Below are 16,399 nucleotides of genomic sequence, written 5' to 3'. Positions count from 1 at the left end.
GCGCCTACTCTTCGTCGCTCCAGATCACACGGCGCACCATGCGGATTTCAACAAGCCGCCTCACCCGTATCCTCAAGCCCTCCGATGCGCTTGGCAGCAGGATATCGACATCAAGGTCGCGACGTTTGCACCGCTCGCAACGCATATGCCGGTCAACATCCCAAAACGGAATGTCCCCGATAAGCTTGGCAAGGTCGCCAGGCAGATAATGGCGGGTGATGTTGCAGTTGACGCACCGGACGCGGATCAACTGACCGACCTCATGTGCTTTGCAAAGGGTCTGCACAAGGCGGCGGGGTTTTCTGGGCTGCTCCGGCATATTAGAAAATAGGAATGAGTTCCTCTCCGAGTCAATTCACCCTTGACATTTATGTTCCCTTTTTGTTCACTGCGATCCTGTAGCGTTTGGAGTAATTGCTATGGACCGCATTGTGACACTCAACAGTCGCCAGGAGGCCGCCCTCCAGGCTCACGCCGAGGATTTCATCGCCGTCCACAAGGGTGATGTGATGAAGGCGCTCAAGGAAATGATCGTGCTCAATGGGCATCTTCAGGAGCGACTTGATGCACTCACCGCCCCTCGCCGCGCGACACGCTAGGAGGAACCGCCATGGGTACGATGCACTTTGACGCCGAAGCCAAAGCCGAGCTCCATTCCGAAGCCATGAAGCTCATCGCGCGCTACGACAGCCCACTTGAGACCGTGAAGGCGCTCATGGCCTATAACTGCGAGCTTGAGACCCAGATACTCGCCATCGCCCACCGGCATCCGGGGATAGTTTCAATTGGCTACGATCCCACTCCGCCTGTGCTGGGGTGATCGCTTGTCATTGGCTGCGACAGTCGGCCCGTCACTCCGCCGGCTGCTCCACCAGCGACACCCCATTCAACCCCGCCACAATATCCGACAAGGCCGGCACGAATTTCTCGCCATGGCCGGTGGTGACGGCGGTGGCAAAGCCGTTGCGCACCGCAGCACCAATCGGGTTGGCAACACCCGCCGCCTGCGCGAATGAAGCAAGATACGTCATGTCCTTCAGCGCGTTGACGATGGCGAAGCGCTGGGCGTTTTCGTTGCGGTTCAGGACGAAATCGAAGAACGCCTGGTAAAAACCGCAATCCATGCGGCTGCCTGAAATGACGCTGTTGAAGACCTGCGGCGTCAGGCCGGCCTTGGCGCCCAGTGTCAGCGCCTCCGAGTAGATCGCCGAATAGCCCATCGAGACGAAATTGTTGAGCAGCTTCATGGTGTGGCCGCTGCCGGTCGGGCCAGTGTGGATGATTCGCGCCGCGAACGCTTCAAGTACCGGGCGCGCGCGGGCGACCGCCTCGGCCGGGCCGCCGACCATGACGTCGAGCTTGCCCTCGGCCGCCTCCTTGGGCGTGCGCGCCAGCGGCGCATCGATGAGCATGACGCCCTGCTCGGCAAGGTCGGTCGCAAGGGCTGTGGTCGACGACGGGTTGGAGGTCGAGCAGTCGACGATCAGCAGCGGCGTTCCGGCCACGGCAAGGCCATCCGGCCCCTTGATCAGCATTTCAACCTCGCGCGAACCGGTGACGCACAGGATGACGATGTCGGAGGCGGCGGCGAGTTTGCGCGGGGTTGCGACCTCGCTGGCACCGGCTGCTATCAACCGATCGGCAGCGGTGCGGCTGCGATGCACGCACACGGTCAGCGGCCAGCCCTTGCGCAGCAGATTGTCGGCCATGCCGGCGCCCATGCTGCCCAGGCCGATGAAGCCAATGCGTTCTTTCATGCAATCCTCCTATGATCTACGCTGGCGGGCTGACCTCTGGTCACCTTGCGGTGGGCACCTGTCGATGCAATCCTTGCGGGAGAATCGGACCGGAGTCCCCCGATGGCGGAGCCCATGCTTTTCGATGCGATACCGCAAGCGCCCAATCTCAGGACCGGGCTCGTCAACACGCTGATCGCGCAGATCGAATCCGGCGATCTGGCGCCGGGCCAGAGACTGCCGACCGAGCAGGAGATCGTCGCCGCGACCGGTGTCAGCCGTACCGTCGTGCGCGAGGCGCTGGCGGCACTGCGCGCCCGGGGATTGATCACCACGCGTCAGGGCCTCGGCGCTTTCGTCGCCAAGGATCCGCTGCCAAGGACCTTTTCCATCCTGCCGGACGATCTCGAATCGATCGACGAGGTGCTGCGTGTGCTGGAACTGCGCATGGGCATCGAGGTCGAGGCGACCGGCCTTGCCGCCGAGCGGCGCAGCGACGCAGCGCTCGAGCAGATGAGTTCGCGGCTCGATGCGCTGGAGGCGGCGGTGCGTGCCGGCGGGTCGGGTTCGGAAGAGGATTTCGGCTTTCACCGCGCCATCCTGGCTGCGACCCAAAACCCGAATTTCACCCGGCTGTTCGACACGTTCGGCAGCGCCATGATCCCGCGCCAGTGGACGCGGCTCGACCGGATGACCATTCCCGAGCGGGAGAAGTATCTGGACCGCATGCAGCGCGAGCATCGCGTCATCCTGGCTGCCATCGAAGCCAGGGACGTCAACGCGGCGCGGCGCGCCATGCGCAGCCATTTGACCAAGAGCTACGCCCGCTTCGAAGATCTGCGCGACAAAGCTGTTCACGATTAGGGGGCAAGCCACGACCGGTCGCGGGCTCATGCGGCTGCTCCCGCCACGCCGCCGAGGTACAGTTCCCGCATCAGCGACATGTCGCGCAATTCGGCGATTGCGCCTGAGACCGCAATGCGGCCGTTCTGCATGAGGTAGCCGCGCGAGGCGACCGACAAAGCGAGACCGGCATTCTGTTCGACCAGCAGCACCGAGGCACCGAAGCGTTCGCCGATGCCGAGGATGATCGCCTTGATCTCCTTGACCAGCAGCGGCGACAAGCCAAGCGACGGTTCGTCGAGCAACAGCACGCGCGGCCGCGTCATCAGCCCGCGCCCGATCGCCAGCATCTGCTGCTGCCCGCCGCTCAGCGAGCCGCCCTTGTCGCGCCGCTTGGTGGCCAGGATCGGGAAGAAGGCCAGCATCGTTTCGAAATCGGCTTCCACGGCCGCATCATCGCGGCGCGCATAGGCGCCAAGACGCAAATTCTCCTCGACCGTCATGTCGACGAAGATCTTGCGTCCCTCCGGCACCAGCACGACGCCTCGCCTGGCCATGACATCGGCGGCAAGCCCGGTCACCTCGGCACCATCGAAGGCGATGCTGCCGGCGCGTGGCCGGATCAGCCCGGCGATTGCCTTGAGCAACGTCGACTTGCCGGCGCCGTTGGGGCCGAGGATGGTGACGATCTCGCCCTCGCCCAGCGTCAGCGAGATGCCGCGGTTGACGATGGACGGCCCATAGCCGGTGACGATATCGGAAACGTCAAGCAGGCTCACAGATCGCCCCCCAGATAGACTTCCAGCACCTTGGGATCGGCAAGCACCGCTTCGGTCGGCCCGTCGGCGATCTTGGAACCGAAATCGAGCACGGCAAGGCGACGGCACAGCATCTGCATCAGCTTCATGTCGTGGTCGATGACGCAAACGGTGATGCCATGGCCGGGAAGCTGGCGGACAAGCCCGACAAGGGCCGCGGTCTCGCGATCATTGAGGCCGGCGGCTGGCTCATCGAGCAACAGCAGCGAGGGACGCGTGGCCAGTGCCAGCGCAAGGCCGAGCAGGCGAAGGCTGCCGAAAGGCAGCACGCCGGCTTTTTCGCCGCCGAGCGCGCTTAAACCGACGAAATCGAGCAGCGCTTGCGGCGTCGGCCAGGGATTGGCGGTGCCCCCTGCCCGCGCGTGCTCGCCGGCGATCTGGACATTCTCCAGCACGCCAAGGCCGGCAAAGGCCATAGCCTGCTGGAAGGTGTAGCCGATGCCGGCCCGCGATATGGCGTGCGGCTTGAGACCCGTGATGTCCTGGCCGCGAAACAGCACCGTGCCGCCGCTAGGCTTGTGGACCCCGGTGACGACGTTGAACAAAGTCGTCTTGCCCGAGCCGTTCGGGCCGACGACGCCGAGGATCTCGCCTTCTTCGATGGCGAGATCGACGCCGGCCAGGGCGGTGACGCCCCCGAATTGCTTGCTGAGGCCGCTGATCGCCAGGATCGGGCTCATTGCCGCACCTCCGCTGCGTCGCAGTCTTCCGTCTCCTGTTTCGGCTTGCCCGAAAATGCCGCGCGGAGCGCTCGCACGATGCCGCCTATCAGGCCGTCGGGCAAAAGCATGATCACCGCGATCAGGCAGACGCCGTAGACGATGCGCGACTGCACCGGGTCGAGGTTGAGCACCTCCGGCAGGAAGGCGACGAGGATGCCGCCGGCGAGCGGCCCCTCGATCAGCCTTGCGCCGCCGATCATGACCATCAGCGCCAGATAGATGCTGGGGAAGGAGGAGAACTGCGACGGCGAGATATGGCCAAGGAAATAGGCGAGCAGCACGCCCGAAATGCCGGCAAAGATGCCGCTGACGACGAAGGCGCCGATCTTGTGGCGGCCGACATTGATGCCGAGCGAGGCGGCGAGCTTTTCGTTCTCGCGGATGGCACGCAGCGTGCGGCCGTAGGACGAATGGATGATCGCCCAGCTCGCCACCGCCGCGACAGTGACGAAAGCCACCACCATCAGATAGTAGCGCGTCAGGTCGGTCATATCGGCACCGAACAGGGTGACCGGACCGGCGATGTCGAGCCCGGTGGCCGCACCCGTATAGTCGCCGCCATTGGTGAGCACGATTGCCAGCAATTGCCCGAAGGCAAAGGTCATGATGACGAAGTGATGGCCGCCTACGCGCAGCGACGGAATGCCGACGATCATCGCGAACACCGCGCTGGCGAGGGCCGCCGCCGGCAGCGCCAGCCAGAACCCGATGCCAAAGTCCCGCGCGAGGATCGCCGCCGCATAGGCGCCGACACCGACCAGCGCGGCGTGGCCCATCGACAGGATGCCGGTCTGCCCGAACAGCACCGAGAGGCCGTAGAGCGCGATGACGTTGATGCCGGCCGAGATCGCCAGCGACAGGAAGCGATTGCTGGGCGAAAACAGCGGCACCAGCGCGATCAGCGCCAAAATGACCAGCACCGGCAGCAGCGATCGGAGCGACTCGAACAAATCCGCGCGGCGATCTTCCTTCATGATGCCATCCTGGGCCCGCTGGTGCCGCCGAACAGGCCGTGCGGGCGCACGATCAGCACCAGGATCATCAGGGCGAAGGAGTAGGCGTCGGTCCATTGCGAGAAGCCGTAGCCGGCGCTGAAGCCTTCGACGATGCCGAGGATGAGGCCGGCGGCGACGGCGCCATAGATGTTGCCGAGCCCGCCGATCAGGGCCACGGCGAAACCCTTCATCACCATGGTGCCGCCAGTGAACGGCGTGATCGGAAACAGCGCGATCAGCAGCGCGCCGCCAAGGCCGGCCAGCGCACTGCCGAGCACGAATACGCCGGTGATATAGCGGCGCACCGGAATGCCCATCAGCGCCGCCGTATCGCGATCCTCGACGCTTGCCCGCAGCGCGCGACCGTAGCGGCTGGCCGTGATCATGCGGAAACTCAGCGCCACCACGGCGATGGTGATCAGGATCACCATGACGCGCACCGATGCGATGCGCACGCCGCCGACGTCCCATACGGTGGTCAGCGGGCGCGGAATGCTCTTCTGGTTGGGGTTCCAGAACAGCACCACGACATGCTGCAGCACGACGATGAGGCCGAGCGACACGATGAAGCCGTTGGTCGGCCGCTCCAGCGTGAAGCGAAACAGGCCGCGCTCGAGGATGTAGCCCATCAGCCCGACAGCCAGGATCGCCAGCACCACCGCCAGCGGGAAGCCGAGGCCGGCACTGACCGCAAGCCAGGTGACGATGCCGCCGATCATCAGGAATTCGCCATGCGCGAAGTTGATGATGCCGGTCAGGCCGAAGATCAGGGTGACGCCGATGGCGATCAGCGTGATGACGCTGGCGATGGAAAGGCCGTTGAGGATTTGCTGGATGAAAATATCCACGGCTGACTTCCGTTGTTCATGCGGGGGCCGGCGATCGAGCCTGCCTGCTTCAAAGAAGAAGGAGTTGGCGGCGGGATGAGGCCGCCAACTGAGGGATAGCGCTCAACTCTTCGGCGCTTCGGCCGGCGGCTGCTGCATGGCGCAGGAGATGGCGCCGCCCGGTGCCGCGGCGCAGACCTCGGTGGCATGGGTGACCTGATGCGTCGGATTGAACGTCAGATCATCCGAGACCACGCCCTTGTGATGGAGCGTCAGCAGCGCGTCGACCGTCTTGTCCGGATCGAAGCTGTCGGCCTTCTGCCAAGCTTCGACGAGGAAGTGGACATAGTCATGATAGAGCAGTGACACCGACGAGGTCACGCCATGCGGCGCGCCGGCGGCGAAATAAGCGTCGAAATAGGCCTTGGCCTTCGGGTTGGAAGACTCGCCCCAGCAGACCGGGACGCAGCTCATCGCCACCGGCACATCGGCCGAAAGCTGCTTTTCCTTCCAGATGCCGGGGTCGACGCCGAACAGGAAATAGCTTTTCGCGGCACCCAGTTCAAGCGCCTGCGGCAGCGCCGTCAGCGTTGAATCACCATTGTACCAGAAGTGGATGATGTCAGGATTGAGGCTCTTGGCCCGCGTCAGGAAGGGTGAGAAATCGGTGGTGTCAGGCGGATAGAAGATGATGTCGGGAACGTCCTGCCCCTCGGCCTTCAGCGCCTTGTAATAGTAGGACGACAGGAACTGGCCGGTGGCATCGTTGCCGACGATCATCACCGACTTCTTCGGCTTGAAGCCAAGCAGCGGTTCGAGCAAGGACAGGACACCACGCGCGGTCGATCCGGAACGCTGGAATTCCTGCGGTTCGGACTGGAAGAGATAGTGATCCTCGCCGCCAGGCTTGACGCTATCGGCGTTGAGGATTTTCGCCAGCGTCGAATTGCCGGCGAAATGGATGATCTTGGCCGGCTGCGTGATCTTCGCCATGGCCAGCGTGAAGTCATGCGTTTCCGACCCGAAGATCGCCTGCACCTTGACGTCGCGCACCAGCTCCTGGGTGGCGGCTATTGCCGTGGAGATATCGGTGCGGTCGTCGCGCTTGACCATTTCGAGCTTGTAGGTCTTGCCGCCGACCTTGAAGCCGCCGGCATCATTGATCTGCTTGACGGCCAGGCCGACGCCGGCCGGCAAGGTATGGCCGGCAGAAACGAAAGAGCCTGACTCCGCCGCGACGACGCCAATCTTGACGATGTTGTCCTCGGCGAATGCAGGATGGGCAAGCGCGCCAAGGCACAAGGCCAGTGATGCGCCCATTTTCAGAACGGTTTTCAACTTGAGATCCTCCCGACTCCAAATCATTGCAGTCTTACCGGGTTGTCATACAACCCTGTTATCTGGTAAATCGTACGAGCACGGATGTCAATCGCGTCATCATTCGATTAGATGCCGCGAGCAGGATGCGAATCGGCATGCAGGCCAAGACCAGACCGGAACGAGGAACAGGACATGCACTCACGGAAATTCGGCCGCACCGGCCGCGACGTCAGCGAGATCGGCTTTGGCGCATGGGCGATCGGTGCCGCCTGGGGCGAGGTCAATGATGGTGACGCTGTTGCCGCCCTGCATGCGGCGCTCGACGCCGGCGTCACCTTCATCGACACCGCCGACGTTTATGGCGATGGCCATTCCGAGAAGCTGATCGCAAAGGTCATGAAGGAGCGCGGCGGCGAGCGTCCGTTCATCGCCACCAAGGCTGGAAGGCGGCTGCCGGCACAGACGGTCGAAGGTTACAGCCAGGAAAACCTGACCGGCTGGATCGACCGCAGCCTGAAGTATCTCGAGACGGACACGCTCGATCTCGTGCAGTTGCACTGCCCGCCGACCGACCTCTATTACCACCCGGAGGTGTTCGAGCGCCTCGACCGTCTCGTCGAGCAAGGCAAGATCCGCAATTACGGCGTCAGCGTCGAGCGCGTCGAAGAGGCGCTGAAGGCGATGCAATATCCCGGCGTCGTCAGCGTGCAGATCATCTTCAACGCCTTCCGCCAGCGGCCGGCCGAACTGTTCTTCGACCAGGCGAAAAAGAACGACGTGGCTATCATCGCCCGCGTGCCGCTGGCCAGCGGCCTGCTGTCGGGAAAATTCAAGGCCGACACCAAGTTCGAGGCGACGGACCATCGCCTGTTCAACCGCAACGGCGAAGCCTTCGATGTCGGCGAAACCTTCTCGGGCGTTCCGTATGAGGTCGGGTTGGCGGCAGTCGAGCTCATCCGGCCGCTTGTCTCTGGCGACACGACGATGGCGAAATTTGCGCTGCGCTGGATCTTGATGTTCGATGCGGTGAGCGTGGTCATTCCCGGCGCCCGAAACCCGGCGCAGGCGCGTTCCAATGCGGAAGCGGCAGCGCTTCCGCCACTATCTGATGAGCTTATGGGCAAGGTGAAGGCGATCTACGACCAGGACATTAAGCCCTACGTGCACCAGCGCTGGTGACCTACCGATGCTATCGAGCCTGTCACCCTTCGCTCTGCCTTGATGGATTCAGGCAGCGCCTGCCACCACAATCCGCGACAAGTCAAGGCAGACTTCATTCAACCGTACGGCAGCTGGTCGGCGCGTTGAGGCGACGATAGACAGGCCGAGCGAAGCGCCTTGACACAGACGCAATCAGTCCTTGGCATCATCACGCCCTCCGAATTCGCTATCAAATGGCGCTGAAAAACAGGCAACATGAGACGCGTTATAGGCTGCGTCACTGAGCGTGACGTGACCCGCATTGGTGTGGAAGACCACGATCACGTCAGATGTCGCCTTCCAGTTCGCGATGTCCGTGGTGATCAGTTGAAGATGGAACAGCGCTGCTGGCAGATCGCCTTCAAACTGAAGGCCCCCGATGCTGTGGACCGATTTTACCGCGTTCAGTTCAACCGGTATATCGATCGTCAGAGCGCATTTTGTTTCCGACATGGCTGTCTCCTGAAGGTTGGGATTTCTGTCAAAAGATCGGGCCGGGACGGCCGGTGCGTCCCGATTGCGCGTGTGAGTTGGGGATCGCGCCAGAAGAGATCGGCGCACAAAGAAGGCTCGTACTAGACGCCCTCGTAGACCAGCCGCGTGAAGAAGCCCGGATCGATGACGAAATTTCCCCACTTGGCATCGAACGCCGCCGTGGGCTTGGCGGCGACTGTCTCGTCTCTCGATCGCCCTTGGTGCTTGAGCGCCGCGACCTTCTCTCGCACGGCGACAAGCATGTCGCGGAATTCCTGGAGTTCCGCTCGATTGCTCACGGGGCTTCCGTGGCCTGGGATGATAATCGTCTTGGCGGTCGATGTAGCCAAGTTCGCATCCGAAGCCGCGATCATTCCGTCAATGCCGCCTCCCGTCGAATAGTCGATGAAGGGATAGATCCCGTTCCAGTAGGTGTCGCCGACATGGAGGACGTCCGCCTCGCCGAACATGACCGAGATGTCGCCGTCGGTGTGCGCCGGGCCATAATATTTCATTGCTACCGACTGGCCGTTCAGCTTAAGCGAATGCTCCTTTGAGAAGACGTGCTTTGGCACCCCGCTCTGCTCCAGCGGCATGAAATTGTAGTCCCAGTCCTCGACCCGTTGTACCTGCGACAGGTGCTTGAGGGTATTCTCGTGCGCAATGATCTTGGCGCCGCCAGCACCGATCCAGGGGTTGCCGTCCGCGTGATCGAAATGCCAGTGGGTGTTGATCAGATGGGTCACGGGTTCGGCGGAGATGGCTGCGAGCGCCTTCGTCATCTGGGTGCGTGACACGCTGATGCCCGCGTCAACCATGACGAGCCCGTCCTTGCCGCCCAGGACCGCGACATTGCCGCCAGAGCCTTCGAGGATGGTGATGTTGTTCCTCAGCTTGTGGGTGGCAATGTTTGCCTTGGCGGCGCTGTCCTTGATGAGGCTCACCAGCCCGCGCGCCTCGGCATAGGCCGCACGTGGGCTCATCCAACCGCCCGTCGCTGCGAAGGTGGCAGCGCCTATGCAGCAAAGGCAAAATCCACGCCGGGAAAGCATGTGTTCCGTCATCATGACATACCTTTCCGCAGCCGACCTCAGGTGGGCCGACAGCTTTTGAATTGGCTTGAGGAGATCGAGGGCAGGCCTAGGGCGGTCACGCCTTGATAAAGGCGAGCAGGTCCGCGTTGATCACATCGGCATGCGTTGTGAACATTCCATGCGGGTACCCGTCGTAGACCTTGAGTGCTCCGTTCTTGAGCAGCTTGACGGAGAGTTCGGCAGAGTCGGCGATGGGCACGACTTGGTCGTCGCTTCCATGCATTATCAGGACCGGAACGTCGATTATCTGCAGGTCCTCGGTGAAATCCGTTTCCGAGAACACCTTGATGCACTCGTAGTGCGCGTTCGCTGCGCCCATCATCCCTTGGCGCCACCAGTTGCGGATCGTGCCTTCGGAGATAACGGCGCCTGGGCGGTTGAAGCCGTAGAATGGTCCGCTAGCGATATCGAGATAGAGTTGCGCTCGGTTTGACGCCAAGGCGGTGCGGTAGCCGTCGAAGACCTCGATGGGGAGTCCACCAGGGTTCTTGGCAGACTTGACCATCACGGGAGGAATCGCAGAGATGAGCACTGCTTTGGCGACCCTGCCTTTACCGTGCCGGGCGACGTACCTGGTGACCTCACCGCCCCCGGTCGAATGGCCAATATGGATCGCCTCGCGAAGGTCGAGCGCCTCGGCGAGTGCGGCGACGTCGGCGGCGTAAGTATCCATGTCATTGCCGTCGGAGGTCTGGCTTGAGCGACCGTGGCCCCTCCGGTCGTGGGCGATGACGCGGAAGCCCTTGTCGAGGAAGAACAGCATCTGGTTATCCCAATCGTCGCCGCTCAGCGGCCACCCGTGATGGAACACGATCGGCTGACCTGCTCCCCAGTCCTTGTAGAAAATCTGCGCGCCGTCTTTCACCTTGATGCTGTTCATAATCTCACTCCCATCTTCAATGGTTGCATTGGTTGAGTTCACAGACGCCCTGGCCACCAAAGGCAGCGTCGTGGCAAGAGCGACGGCTCCCGTCCCGATAAGGACTTCCCGTCTTGTCGTCGTGGGCATTGTTGTGGATGTGCTCGTATCCATTTCTCTTCCCCTTTACGGGCTGGACACGGCTTTGACGGCTCGGGACGTATGCCGTCCGGATGCTCTCGTTTCGGCCGTGAAGAGATTGCGAAGTGGTCAGCCCAGAACTGGCGCCGCCGCGGCCCACTCTTTCCGGGTGGTAGGCGTACCGTCGATCATTTCGACGACCTCTTTGGATTTCGAAAGAGTCGTCATCAAAGACTTGGGTCCTTCAAACGGCCTGCCGCCGATGTGCCAGCCGTCGGTATGAAGCTCTTCGATAAGGACCCATACCACCTCGCGGAACGCCTCCGATCCCTCGAACTTTACCATGACGTCGGTCAGGGCCTTCGCCATGGCATGCTTCTCTTCCGGCGTGAACACGCCGTCGACCAGTTTCACATTAACGAATGGCATGACGCGTTTCCTTTGATTAGAGCTTGAAGGGGTCGCTTTAGTCGGTGACGTCGATCACGATCTTGCCGTTGGCAGTTCGGTTTTCGATTTCGGCATATGCCTCCGCAATGGTCTCGAAACTGAAGCGGCGGGGATCGACGAGAGGTGTGATCTTTCCTGCTTCCGCGAGCCGCTTCGCCTCTCGCAGGATTTGCCCGTGATGGGCGCGGCCTTCCCCGGTCAGGATCGGCAGGAGCGTGAAGACGCCAGAGTAGCTTGCGGCTCGGAACGAGAGTGGACCGAGCGAATGGGTGCCCCATCCCAGGCAGCTGACGACATGGCCGAAGCGGGTCACAGCGTTGAAAGCGGCGTCGATACCGGCTCCGCCCACAGTGTCGTAGACGATATCGAAGCCACGCCCGCCCGTATGGTCTTTGACGTATTCGTCGACCGTCGCCTGATGGCGGTCGATTGCGGTGGCACAGAGCTCTTCGATCTCGCGTTGCTTGGCAGCCTTGTCCACGGCGAAGACCTCGGCTCCGAAAGCGCGTGCGATCTGGATTGCAATGTGGCCGACGCCGCCGGCGCCGAGCACCAACACCCTCTGCCGGGCCTGGACTTGGGCGCGATCCACCAGACCTTCCCAAGCGGTGATGAACACCAGCGGCAACGCGGCCGCTTCGCGCATGGTCATGTTGGCAGGTTTGGGGCCAAGCAAATCAGCGTCAACGGTGACGAAAGTCGCGAGCGAGCCCTGGAGACCGCCTACGCCGCCCGTCATGCCGAAGACCTCGTCCTGCGCCTTGAACGCGGTCACCCCGGAGCCGACAGCCTCAACAATTCCGGCTACGTCCATACCGAGAACAGCGGGCAGTGGATGCCGCGCATGCGGAGCTTGCCCGCTTTTGATCTTGAGATCGAGCGGGTTGACGCTGCTCGCCCTGACGCGGACAAGTACCTCGCCAGGCGCGGGCGCCGGGCAGTCCATGCTGGTGCGGACGAAGTCAGAGTTCGTCTCGTTTAGGACGAGGGCGTCCATTTTTCTCGGCATAGTCATCTGTCTGCCTCGCTGCGGTGTCGACGGCTATCCGGCGACCAAAAGAGGATGACAGAGCTGTGTGATTTCAAGCCAGTGAATCGTAGTGAAATCTTGTGAGGAGCGCGAACACAGACGCGGGGAACGCGCGGGAAGATCAAGAAATCTCGGCCAAAAGATTCTTTGCCGCCACCATGTCGGCCGTATCAAAGCCTTCAGTGAACCGATCGTAGACCGCAGCCAATCGTGTACGCGCCCGATCGGTATTTCCCCGGTCGCGCGCCAACTTCGTCAAACTCGTGGTCGTCCGAAGCTCCCAGGACAGGGCGTCCTGCCGACCCGCTACATCGAGCGAGTGAAGATAGCATCGTTCGACGCTCCCGAGGTCATCGCCGCCGCGCCAAAGGACGTCCCCCTTCAGGCGATAGAGTTCTGCGACGCACCAGAGCTCCTCCTTCGCCTCGCTGGCGCTTATCGCCGCCTCCACCAGCGATCGCGCTTCGGCGTGTTGTCCCAGAGAAGACAGGCCCTCGGCCAGAAAGCCGAGAAATCTGACGGTGTAGAGGTTGAAGAGTTTTACCTGACGGAGTTCAGCCAACCCGTTTCGGAGAAGCGGAACGCCGCTCTCGGCAAGCCCTCGCTGGATCAGAAGGACCGCCTTCCAGCACCGACCGAACACCTCCCATGGTCCGAGCGCGTTCGTGTTTGCCAACTGGAGTAGCTCCGTGATAGCTGAATCTGCCGCCGGTAGGTCGCCGACATGAACAAAGACCGGACAGGACCAGCGAGCCAGGGCTTCACACAACGAGATCGCGTGGCCCGATTCCCGCGCGGCCGCGACGGCGGTGTGGACCGCCTTAATGGCTTGATCGGGAAGGCCTTCCATCCAAAGGAGTTGGGCGGGTTGGATTCGAGCCGAAATCGACTGGCCGAACCTGAAACGCACTGAATTCGCGGAGACGGTGTCAGTAGAGACATCGTGGCCCAACATGAGATCGGCGTGACGGCGGGCACCCCGGAAGTCACCCATGCAAAATAGGGTCATGCTGAGCATCCGGTCACCGATAAACCGATCAAGTCCGCTTTGTGCGAGCGCCACGAACCGTTCGGCGTTTCCCAGCGACGCCCTATAATCACCCATGCCCACCTGGGCGACCCATAGACCCCAAAGAGCCTCCGCTTGAGCGTCGACATCCCCCAACTGTTCCGAAATCTCCAACGCTTTAGTGAAAGCGGCCGGAGCTTGTGGCGCGAAGCCGATTTTGAATGCTTGAGAGAGCCCCAGCGCTGTAGAGCTGCATGATCTGACGAGCGTAGTCGCTTCTTCGCTTTCCCGGACCGATGCCTAGCAGCGCGCGCTGGACGCTGGTCAGGCATTCGTCGACCAGAGAAAGCTGGTACCACATCGGAATGGCGGCGACGGTAACCGCTAGCCCAACTTCTAGATCGCCATGATCCGAGTACGCCCAGTCCAGAGCGAAGCGTATGTTGTTGATGTGGGAACCATATCTCGACAGCCACTCTTCGCTCGACAGGGTTTCCACTTCCTCCTGCGAATGTCGAAGGACATCGCACAGATAGGTCGCCAGTTTCCGAATGACGGCGTCGAGCTCACCTTCCTCCCGGACTTTTTCCAAAACGAAAGCCCGCGTTGTGTCGAGCAAACGGTATCGCGCGGCCTTGCGTTGAGCATCGACGGCTACCAGGGATTTGGCGACGAGGTTAGCAAGAAGGCCTGGTACGTCGCGGTCGGGGGAGGTCACGTCGGTTGCAATGGCAACAGCAGCTTCCCGTCCGAAGTCGCCTGCGAAGATAGCGAGTCGACGCAGGACTTTCCGCTCCTCTTTTGAAAGCGCTCCGTAGCTCCAGTCGATCATTGCAGCCAAAGTCTGATGGCGAGGTAGAGCGGTGCGCCGTCCCCCGGTCAGCAACCGCAGACGATCGTTGAGAAGTTCGGCGATTCCGCGGGTGCCAAATGCCTCCACCCGCGCTGCGGCAAGCTCGATCGCCAGGGCGATTCCATCGAGCTGGCGGCATATATGTGTGACCACGGGCGCTTCATCGTCGTCGAACGTATACCCGCTTCCGGACGAGGTCGCCCGCTCCACGAACAAACGGATAGCGGGAAACTCCAACGCGTAGGCAGCAGTCATACCCGCCGCCGACGGCGGTGTATCGAGAGGGGGGAGCCTGTAGACGCTTTCACCCTCCACCCGCAAGGCTTCGCGGCTGGTGGCAAGGATGGTGATCTCCGGCAGTTCGCGGAGCAAGGTCTCCGCCAGACGGGCGGTGGCTTCGAGAACGAGCTCGCAACTGTCGAACACGAGTAGCAAACGTTTGCCGCGAAGGTGCCCGATGAGGTTCGCGGTCGGATCACCCGATGTCTCGGGAAGGCGAAGCTGTGACGCCAGGACTGAAGGGACGATTTGGGAGTTCGTTATTGGGGCAAGGTCGACGAAGCAATGGCCATGCTCATGCGATGACAACAATTGTTCTGCCACGCGAAGGCCGACGGTTGTCTTCCCTATGCCACCTGGGCCGACAATGGTGACCAGCCGGAACCTTTGAAACCGCCCTTCGACGGTTTTGATGGCTTCTTCACGTCCGATAGGTCGCGTCAGCTGTTTTGGGAGGTTGTTCGGGGCCGTTGTCTTCTTGGGCTCGTGCCCAACACGAGAGCGGGTGAGAGGAGCAATGAACCGATAGCCCCTTGATGGAACGGCGACGATGTATCGCGGAGCGGCTTGATCCTCGCCGAGCACCCTGCGGAGCAACGCGATCTGAGCTCGAAGGTTCGACTCCTCCACTCTGGCGTTGGCCCAAGCTCGCACGGTCAATTGATCCTTCGTTACCAGTTCACCCGGTCGTTCAGTCAACGTGATGAGGAGTTCGAGCGCTCGGGATCCGATCGTGACAGGTTCATCGTTTTTGAGCAGAAGATGTCGCCCCGGATAGAGCAGGAATGAGCCAAAGGCGAGCGCCAGGTCTGCCGAGATTGCCTTCAGGGAAGCTTGCTCTTGCATACTTATCCTTCCCCGGTCACGGAGCGTTGCCAGCCGGATTATAGATTGATGCTGCGAAGGAGATCGAGTCTCCTGGTCACGTACTGATGACAGTGCGATAGACTGACCTTTGAAAGGACTGTCAGGAATTCCGTGTGCGGGCGGGCATAATGGATAAAAAGGATTCCCACTATGACCCGACGCAAAGAACCTGCGATACCAAATGATTTACTCGACCAGCTTCTGGCAGGAGGCCCAGCCAGTGCTGCCTTCGAACAGGGCGGCCTGTTGGATTCGCTCAAGAAGGCTCTGACCGAGCGTGCGCTAAACGCGGAGATGGACCGTCATCTGGCGAGCGGCGAAGACGCTGGCAATACGCGTAACGGCTACGGCCGCAAGACCGTGACGACGGAGACCGGCAAGCTGGAGATCGACGTACCGCGTGATCGCCAGGCCAGTTTCGATCCGCAGCTGATCGCCAAGTATCAGCGTCGCTTCCCCGGTTTCGACGAAAAGATCGTGTCTATGTACGCGCGCGGCATGAGCACCCGGGGCTGCGGGTGATGAACGAGCTCAAGAACCGCGGCGTCGATGATATCCTGCTGGCCGTTGTCGATGGCCTGAAGGGCTTCCCCGACGCGATCACCGCCGTGTTCCCGGAGGCGATCGTTCAGACCTGCATCGTCCACCTGCTACGCAACTCCATGGACTTCGTCTCCTGGAAAGACCGCAAAGGGCTGGCGACAGCGCTCAAGGACATCTACCGCGCCGTCGATGCCGATGCGGCCGAAAAGGCGCTGACGGCGTTCGAGGCCAGGCGCTTGCTGTTGATTGCCACTGAGAACTGACCCGGCAACCCAGGATATTTCCATCGAGAATTGACCCATGTTTGACCCTTACCCTGCGTTTTTTCAGCGGGGATTA

At 61.7% G+C, this 16,399-nt stretch carries 16 protein-coding genes and 2 pseudogenes; 5 read left to right on the top strand and 13 right to left on the bottom strand.

What is annotated here, in order from left to right:
- The first annotated feature begins 419 nt into the window (after positions 1-419).
- Together ASD12_RS10220 and ASD12_RS10215 are read left to right on the top strand one after the other, a co-directional pair.
- Complete coding sequence (locus ASD12_RS10220; RefSeq protein ID WP_056584989.1) at positions 420-599, top strand: hypothetical protein; 180 nt, start codon at positions 420-422, stop codon at positions 597-599.
- Positions 600-610: 11 nt separating this feature from the next.
- Entirely contained in the window at positions 611-820 is a 210-nt protein-coding gene (locus ASD12_RS10215; protein ID WP_056584987.1) for a hypothetical protein, read from the top strand.
- Positions 821-851: 31 nt separating this feature from the next.
- Here the strand turns inward: ASD12_RS10215 and ASD12_RS10210 are convergent, their stop codons facing one another.
- On the bottom strand, positions 852-1,757 hold the full coding sequence (locus ASD12_RS10210; protein ID WP_056584985.1) for an NAD(P)-dependent oxidoreductase: 906 nt from the start codon (positions 1,755-1,757) through the stop codon (positions 852-854).
- Between the two features lie 102 nt (positions 1,758-1,859).
- Between ASD12_RS10210 and ASD12_RS10205 the strand changes: the two genes are divergently transcribed.
- Positions 1,860-2,600, top strand: a complete 741-nt coding sequence (locus ASD12_RS10205) for a FadR/GntR family transcriptional regulator (protein ID WP_056584983.1) — start codon at positions 1,860-1,862, stop codon at positions 2,598-2,600.
- A gap of 26 nt (positions 2,601-2,626) precedes the next feature.
- On the opposite strand, the gene ASD12_RS10200 is transcribed toward ASD12_RS10205, so the two are convergent.
- The 5 genes from ASD12_RS10200 to ASD12_RS10180 all read right to left on the bottom strand — a co-directional run bounded on the left by ASD12_RS10200 (position 2,627) and on the right by ASD12_RS10180 (position 7,279).
- Positions 2,627-3,358 carry an ABC transporter ATP-binding protein gene (locus ASD12_RS10200; RefSeq protein ID WP_056584981.1) on the bottom strand — a complete coding sequence of 244 codons (732 nt, stop codon included), beginning with the start codon at positions 3,356-3,358 and terminating at the stop codon, positions 2,627-2,629.
- The gene (locus ASD12_RS10195; RefSeq protein ID WP_056584979.1) at positions 3,355-4,077 is read right to left on the bottom strand and encodes an ABC transporter ATP-binding protein; all 723 of its coding nucleotides are present in this window, start codon (positions 4,075-4,077) and stop codon (positions 3,355-3,357) included. Before ASD12_RS10195 ends, ASD12_RS10200 begins: the two co-directional genes overlap by 4 nt.
- Positions 4,074-5,093 carry a branched-chain amino acid ABC transporter permease gene (locus tag ASD12_RS10190; protein ID WP_056584977.1) on the bottom strand — a complete coding sequence of 340 codons (1,020 nt, stop codon included), beginning with the start codon at positions 5,091-5,093 and terminating at the stop codon, positions 4,074-4,076. The genes ASD12_RS10195 and ASD12_RS10190 overlap by 4 nt, the downstream gene beginning before the upstream one ends.
- Positions 5,090-5,962, bottom strand: coding sequence for a branched-chain amino acid ABC transporter permease (locus tag ASD12_RS10185; protein WP_056584975.1), 873 nt, complete (start codon positions 5,960-5,962; stop codon positions 5,090-5,092). Before ASD12_RS10185 ends, ASD12_RS10190 begins: the two co-directional genes overlap by 4 nt.
- A 102-nt stretch (positions 5,963-6,064) precedes the next feature.
- The gene (locus tag ASD12_RS10180) at positions 6,065-7,279 is read right to left on the bottom strand and encodes an ABC transporter substrate-binding protein (protein ID WP_056584973.1); all 1,215 of its coding nucleotides are present in this window, start codon (positions 7,277-7,279) and stop codon (positions 6,065-6,067) included.
- Between the two features lie 174 nt (positions 7,280-7,453).
- Here ASD12_RS10180 and ASD12_RS10175 point away from each other — a divergent pair, with 174 nt between their 5' ends.
- Entirely contained in the window at positions 7,454-8,440 is a 987-nt protein-coding gene (locus tag ASD12_RS10175) for an aldo/keto reductase (protein WP_056584971.1), read from the top strand.
- Positions 8,441-8,680: 240 nt separating this feature from the next.
- Here ASD12_RS10175 and ASD12_RS10170 read toward each other — a convergent pair.
- From ASD12_RS10170 to ASD12_RS35235, 7 genes and pseudogenes are all read right to left on the bottom strand, one after another.
- Positions 8,681-8,914, bottom strand: a pseudogene (locus ASD12_RS10170) (sulfur reduction protein DsrE); the annotation flags it as partial.
- A 122-nt stretch (positions 8,915-9,036) separates the two neighbouring features.
- Positions 9,037-10,002 carry an MBL fold metallo-hydrolase gene (locus ASD12_RS10165; protein ID WP_056584969.1) on the bottom strand — a complete coding sequence of 322 codons (966 nt, stop codon included), beginning with the start codon at positions 10,000-10,002 and terminating at the stop codon, positions 9,037-9,039.
- Between the two features lie 82 nt (positions 10,003-10,084).
- Positions 10,085-10,909, bottom strand: a complete 825-nt coding sequence (locus tag ASD12_RS10160) for an alpha/beta hydrolase (protein WP_056584966.1) — start codon at positions 10,907-10,909, stop codon at positions 10,085-10,087.
- 249 nt (positions 10,910-11,158) lie between these two features.
- Positions 11,159-11,458: a tautomerase family protein gene (locus tag ASD12_RS10155; protein WP_056584964.1), complete on the bottom strand. Its 300-nt coding sequence runs from the start codon at positions 11,456-11,458 to the stop codon at positions 11,159-11,161.
- Positions 11,459-11,495: 37 nt separating this feature from the next.
- The gene (locus tag ASD12_RS10150; RefSeq protein WP_056584963.1) at positions 11,496-12,494 is read right to left on the bottom strand and encodes a zinc-dependent alcohol dehydrogenase family protein; all 999 of its coding nucleotides are present in this window, start codon (positions 12,492-12,494) and stop codon (positions 11,496-11,498) included.
- 136 nt (positions 12,495-12,630) lie between these two features.
- The gene (locus ASD12_RS35240) at positions 12,631-13,614 is read right to left on the bottom strand and encodes a hypothetical protein (RefSeq protein WP_244482816.1); all 984 of its coding nucleotides are present in this window, start codon (positions 13,612-13,614) and stop codon (positions 12,631-12,633) included.
- 82 nt (positions 13,615-13,696) lie between these two features.
- On the bottom strand, positions 13,697-15,496 hold the full coding sequence (locus ASD12_RS35235; RefSeq protein WP_244482815.1) for a winged helix-turn-helix domain-containing protein: 1,800 nt from the start codon (positions 15,494-15,496) through the stop codon (positions 13,697-13,699).
- A 171-nt stretch (positions 15,497-15,667) separates the two neighbouring features.
- On the opposite strand from ASD12_RS35235, the pseudogene ASD12_RS32975 reads away from it, so the two are divergent.
- Positions 15,668-16,290: pseudogene (locus ASD12_RS32975) on the top strand (transposase); the annotation flags it as partial.
- Between the last annotated feature and the right edge of the window lie 109 nt (positions 16,291-16,399).

This window comes from Mesorhizobium sp. Root102 (assembly GCF_001425625.1).
In the GTDB taxonomy this organism is placed as follows: domain Bacteria; phylum Pseudomonadota; class Alphaproteobacteria; order Rhizobiales; family Rhizobiaceae; genus Mesorhizobium.
This window is presented reverse-complemented; position numbering and strand designations above follow the sequence as displayed.

Bases quoted from the DNA above. Each gene is read 5' to 3' on its own strand.
- ASD12_RS10220 (WP_056584989.1), top strand. From the start codon at position 420: ATGGACCGCATTGTGACACTCAACAGTCGCCAGGAGGCCGCCCTCCAG.
- ASD12_RS10195 (WP_056584979.1), bottom strand. From the start codon at position 4,077: ATGAGCCCGATCCTGGCGATCAGCGGCCTCAGCAAGCAATTCGGGGGC.
- ASD12_RS10175 (WP_056584971.1), top strand. From the start codon at position 7,454: ATGCACTCACGGAAATTCGGCCGCACCGGCCGCGACGTCAGCGAGATC.
- ASD12_RS35240 (WP_244482816.1), bottom strand. From the start codon at position 13,614: ATGGGTGATTATAGGGCGTCGCTGGGAAACGCCGAACGGTTCGTGGCG.
- ASD12_RS10160 (WP_056584966.1), bottom strand. From the start codon at position 10,909: ATGAACAGCATCAAGGTGAAAGACGGCGCGCAGATTTTCTACAAGGAC.
- ASD12_RS35235 (WP_244482815.1), bottom strand. From the start codon at position 15,496: ATGCAAGAGCAAGCTTCCCTGAAGGCAATCTCGGCAGACCTGGCGCTC.
- ASD12_RS10165 (WP_056584969.1), bottom strand. From the start codon at position 10,002: ATGATGACGGAACACATGCTTTCCCGGCGTGGATTTTGCCTTTGCTGC.
- ASD12_RS10215 (WP_056584987.1), top strand. From the start codon at position 611: ATGGGTACGATGCACTTTGACGCCGAAGCCAAAGCCGAGCTCCATTCC.
- ASD12_RS10190 (WP_056584977.1), bottom strand. From the start codon at position 5,093: ATGAAGGAAGATCGCCGCGCGGATTTGTTCGAGTCGCTCCGATCGCTG.
- ASD12_RS10155 (WP_056584964.1), bottom strand. From the start codon at position 11,458: ATGCCATTCGTTAATGTGAAACTGGTCGACGGCGTGTTCACGCCGGAA.
- ASD12_RS10205 (WP_056584983.1), top strand. From the start codon at position 1,860: ATGGCGGAGCCCATGCTTTTCGATGCGATACCGCAAGCGCCCAATCTC.
- ASD12_RS10210 (WP_056584985.1), bottom strand. From the start codon at position 1,757: ATGAAAGAACGCATTGGCTTCATCGGCCTGGGCAGCATGGGCGCCGGC.
- ASD12_RS10150 (WP_056584963.1), bottom strand. From the start codon at position 12,494: ATGACTATGCCGAGAAAAATGGACGCCCTCGTCCTAAACGAGACGAAC.